This window comes from Streptomyces niphimycinicus, from assembly GCF_018883605.1.
Lineage (GTDB): Bacteria > Actinomycetota > Actinomycetes > Streptomycetales > Streptomycetaceae > Streptomyces > Streptomyces niphimycinicus.
The window spans coordinates 1-2,486 of record NZ_JAHLEM010000806.1; the positions used below are offsets into that span (position 1 = coordinate 1).

The following is a 2,486-nucleotide window of genomic DNA, read 5'->3' on the forward strand; positions in this document are numbered from 1 at the left end:
GTGCGGGGGCCGCCGCCGCGGGCGCCGCGGTGGTGGTGGCCGTGGACGCGACGGCCTGGGCGGACGCCTGCCGGGGGACCCCGGAGCGCACGGTGCCCGGCGCGTCCACGACGACCGCGTCCTGGTTGACGTGCGTGATCAACTGCTGCGGGATCAGGACGACCACACCGGTGCCGCCCCGCGCGGACGGCCGGAAGGAGACGGTCAGCCCGTGCTTACGGGCCAGACAGCCGACGACCGCCAGGCCCAGCCGGGTGCCGGACAGGCTCATCAGATCCAGGCTCTCGGAGGAGACGGACTTCTGGGCGCGGTCCAGGGCGGCCGGACCCATCACGAGCCCGCCGTCCTCGATGGTCACCACGACGCCCGCGTGCGTCTCCTCGACATACACATGCACCTCCTCGGTGGGCGGCGAGAAGCTGGCGGCGTTGTCCATCAGTTCGGCGAGAGCGTGCATGACGCCCTCGGCCGCGTAACCGGCCACCGCGGCGTTGCTGGCGGAGTGGACCCGTACCCGCTGGAAGGCGCTGATCCGGCCGATCGCGCCACGCAGCACGGACTCCATGACGATCGGCTTGGTCCAGCGGCGCCCGGAGCGGGCACCGGTCAGCACCGCGATGCTGTCCGCGATCCGGCCCGCCTGGGCGGTGGTGTGGTCCAGCTTCAGCAGATCGCCGAGGACGGTCTCGTCGTGGCGGTTCTCCATCTCCCGCAGATCGGCCAGCATGCTGGTGGCCAGCGCCTGGACGCGGCCGGCGGCGTTGGCGCACGCGGCCATCGCGGAGGCGCGCATCCGCTCACCGTCGCCGATCTCGCGCAGCAGCGCCCGCAGCAGCAACTGATGGGCCCTGCTGGTGGGGCGCTCCATGCGGGTGATCACGGTATCCACCGAGCCGCCCTCGCGCAGTCTCCGGACCGCGGACGGAATCGTTTCCTCGGCGAGCCGGGTGGCCTCGATCTCCTTGGCGGCGGCCGTGGTCTCCAGCTCCGTGACCCGCTCCTGGAGTCGGCCGATGGTCCGCGAGCGGTTGGTGGCGACGGCGAGCGCCACCCCCAGCAGCACGGCGGCCACGCCGCAGAAAACCGCGACGGAGGCGCGCTGGGCGGACGGCACGGCGGTGGTCACCCACGCTCCCGCTCCACCGGCGACGACGGCTGCCAGCAGGGGCACGGTCAGGGCCCCACGTGTCACCGAAGGCCCTTTGTGCGGATGGCTGGATATGTGTGCTGACATCTATCAGGTCCTCATGGGCGCGTTGAGGGTTTTTGGCTGGACCACGCGGACATCAAGCCGTGGGCGCCACATGTTAGTAGAGTCACGTCACTTTGACCGGTCCCGCTCGTCACATGGAGCATGACGGTCCGTCAAATCGGAGCGTCAAGAAGCGTCACCTTCCGGACGCATATGCCGCTGCCATCGCTCGCAGGCGTCATGGCCCCGGAAACGTCACGGACCGGGAAGCGTTTCGCCCCCGAAGCTTCACGGAATCGCCAGCTCGGCCCAGATGACCTTGCCGTCCGAGGTGTAGCGGGTGCCCCAGCGCTCGGCGAACTGGGCGACCAGGAAGAGCCCCCGGCCGCCCTCGTCCGTCGTCGCCGCGTACCGCAGATGCGGGGAGGTGCTGCTGGTGTCGGAGACCTCGCAGATCAGGGCCTTGTCGCGGAGCAACTGCATCCGGATCGGGCCGGTGGCGTAGCGGATGGCGTTGGTGATCAGTTCGCTGAGCACCAGTTCGGCGGTGAACGACGCCTCGTCCAGCCCCCACTCCGCCAGCTTCCGCATCACCTCGGCGCGCACCCCGGCCACGGCGGCGGGGTCGGACGGCACATCCCAGGAGGCCACCCGGTCGCCGCCGACGACCCGGGTGCGGGCGGCGATCAGGGCGATGTCATCGCTCGGGTTGCTGGGCAGCAGCGCGTCCAGCACCTCGGTGCAGATCTCCTCGGGCGTCCGGCCGGTGTGGGACAGGGCATTGCGCAGCATCTCCAGACCGGTGTCGATCTCCCGGCGGCGGTCCTCGATGAGCCCGTCGGTATAGAGGACGAGATGGCTGCCCTCGGCCAGTTGCATCTCGGCGGTCTCGAACGGCAGCCCGCCCAGACCCAGCGGGGGCCCGGCGGGCAGGTCGAGGAACTCCACCGAGCCATCCGGACGCACCAGCGCGGGCGGCGGATGACCGGCCCGCGCCACCGTGCACCGCCGCGTCACCGGATCGTAGATCGCGTACAGACACGTCGCCCCCGTGATCCCCTCGCTCCCACTGCCGTCGCCATCCGGCCCGCCGGGGCCCTCGTCCTGGTCGATCCGGGCGATCAAGTCGTCGAGGTGGGACAGGATCTCGTCGGGCGGGAGGTCGAGGGTGGAGAAGTTGTGCACCGCCGTCCGCAGCCGCCCCATCGTCGCCGCGGCGTGCAGACCGTGCCCGACGACATCGCCCACCACCAGCGCCACCCGCACCCCCGGCAACGGAATGACGTCGAACCAG

Annotated in this window: 2 protein-coding genes; both read right to left on the minus strand. The window is 71.1% G+C overall.

The window, feature by feature from the left end:
• On the minus strand, window positions 1–1,234 hold a 1,234-nt coding region (locus tag KN815_RS43160), incomplete at its 3' end, for a sensor histidine kinase (RefSeq protein WP_216347221.1).
• A 246-nt stretch (window positions 1,235–1,480) separates the two neighbouring features.
• Window positions 1,481–2,486 (minus strand): ATP-binding SpoIIE family protein phosphatase (locus tag KN815_RS43165; protein ID WP_216347222.1); only part of this gene is annotated, 1,006 nt, incomplete at its 5' end.